This window comes from Vibrio sp. S12_S33, assembly GCF_963889785.1.
GTDB classification, from domain to species: domain Bacteria; phylum Pseudomonadota; class Gammaproteobacteria; order Enterobacterales; family Vibrionaceae; genus Vibrio; species Vibrio aestuarianus.
On record NZ_CAWPQZ010000111.1, the window covers coordinates 1 to 2,290 of the forward strand.

The window sequence follows — 2,290 nt, forward strand, 5'->3', positions numbered from 1 at the left end:
CAACGCGACCACAATCCTAAACCATTGCGCCTTAAACACAAAACTCAACCTAGAGCCGAAACTCCCAAGCGTTGGGAATCCGTCTTAAACGCCTAGTTAGCTGCTGCACTTTCGTTAGCAAATTACGACAAAATGCCTAATTTGAAACACATTATTGCTTTCAAACGGCAAAGTAAAACGGACAGCTGTGAAATTAAAACTTAATCCACGAAATGTGCTTGGCAAAGAAGAAATGACCGAGAAAATCACCATTCCTGAGATCGGTAATTAGCAAAGAATTCTATCGAAAAAGCCAACGACAAAGCACACGAAACGAATTTAGGCATTCATGAATTTCAAAAACAAAGAAGCCGCGCCAATGAACTTAACAAACACAACACTTCCCGTAAGCAGACTTCGTTAAGTTCAAACACTTCCCGAAAAGTGCCACTGGCGAGATAGTTGATAAGCTGAGATTTGTCCGGTGTGTAGCTAGAAAACTAAAAGCCTTTCCACCCTAAATTCACCGTTTTTCTTAACCCCAGCTAACGCCCAATTAAGTGGTGAACAACGCACTGGCCAGGCCGCCGCATTGCACCGTAAAACACTTTACCTAACGCATAGTAAAACTGCCACGCGTTGAGAATCCACTTGAATTGCTTGTTATGTGAATTTTACCGTAAAGTCAAAGTAAACCACCGTAGAAATTAAGGAATTTGAATAAGTTACGTACAAAAACGATGCTGACCAAAACCTAAATTTCACAGCGATCTGAGCCGAAGAGAGCCACTTACAGAATCAACAACAAAGAAAGCGCACTTTCAGCAACCGCTAAACCTTTTGCGTCACCAGACTTTCAGAACTGAATTTCAACAAGAGAATCAGTCAAAAAGACATTTCAATTAAGGCGATTTGAACTGGCGAAACTCAACACAAACCAGATCCAAAACTTAATTGAGGTAACCAAAGAACCTTGAAAACGATCAATTTCAGGTTGTTCAAGAATCCATTTCGACCAAGCCAACTTGCCGAAAAAACGAAACGAATTCTCAATGAAATCGTAGATTTAACCCTAAAAACTCATCAAACACATAACGCCCAATTAAGTGGTGAACAACGCACTAACCAAGCCGCTGCATTGCACCGTAAAACACTTTACCTAACGCATAGTAAAACTGCCACGCGTTGAGAATCCACTTGAATTGCTTGTTATGTGAATTTTACAGTGAATTCAAAGTAAACCACCGTAGAAAGGAAGAGATTTGAATAACTTACGTGCAAAAACGATGCTAACCAAACCCTAAATTTTACAACGATTTTAGCCAAAGAGAGCCACTTACAGAATCAACAACAAAGAAAGCACCCTTTCAGCCACAACAAAACCTTTTGTTTCACCAGACTTTCAGAGCTGAACTTCAACAAGTGAATCAGTCAAAAAGACATTTCAATTAAAGCGATTTGAAACTGGCGAAATTCAACACAAACCAGATCCAAAACTTAATTGAGGCAACCCAAGAACCTTGAAAACGATCAATCTCAGGTTGTTCAATAATCCATTTCGAGCAAGCCAACTTGCCGAAAACACGGAACGAATTTTCAATGAAATCGTAGCTTTGACCTAAAAAACTGACCAAACACATAACGCCGCGTTAAGTGGTGAGCAACGCGACCACAATCCTAAACCATTGTGCCTTAAACACAAAACTCAACCTAGAGCCGAAACTCCCAAGCGTTGGGAATCCGTCTTAAACGCCTAGTTAGCTGCTGCACTTTCGCTAGCAAATTACACCAAAATGCCTAATTTGAAACACATTATTGCTTTCAAACGGCAAAGTAAAACGGACAGCTGTGAAATTAAAACCCAATCCACGAAATGCTCTTGGCAAAGAAGAAATGACCGAGAAAATCACCATTCCTGAGCTCGGTAATTTGCAAAGAATTCTATCGAAAAAATCAGCCATAGAGCACTCGAAACGCATTTAGGCATTCATGAATTTCAACAGCAAAGAAGCCGCGCCAACGAAGTTAACAAACACAACACTTCCCGTAAGCAGACTTCGTTAAGTTCAAACGCTTCCCGAAAAGTGCCACTGGCGAGATAGTTAAGAAGCTGAGATTTGTCTGGTGTGTAGCTAGAAAACCGAAAGCCTTTCCACCCTAAATTCACCGTTTTTCTTAACCCCAGCTAACGCCCTGTTAAGGGGTGAGCAACGCAATACCGAAGCCGCCGCATACCACCTTAATCACTAAAAACAACGCATAGTGAAAATGCCACGCGTTGCGAATCCCTCTTGAACAGTTTGTTATGTAT

General features: G+C 41.0%; 1 protein-coding gene. It reads left to right on the forward strand.

What is annotated here, in order from left to right:
• The first annotated feature begins 1,827 nt into the window (after positions 1 to 1,827).
• Positions 1,828 to 1,962 carry a hypothetical protein gene (locus tag AACW06_RS19185; protein WP_272956777.1) on the forward strand — a complete coding sequence of 45 codons (135 nt, stop codon included), beginning with the start codon at positions 1,828 to 1,830 and terminating at the stop codon, positions 1,960 to 1,962.
• Positions 1,963 to 2,290: the final 328 nt, after the last annotated feature.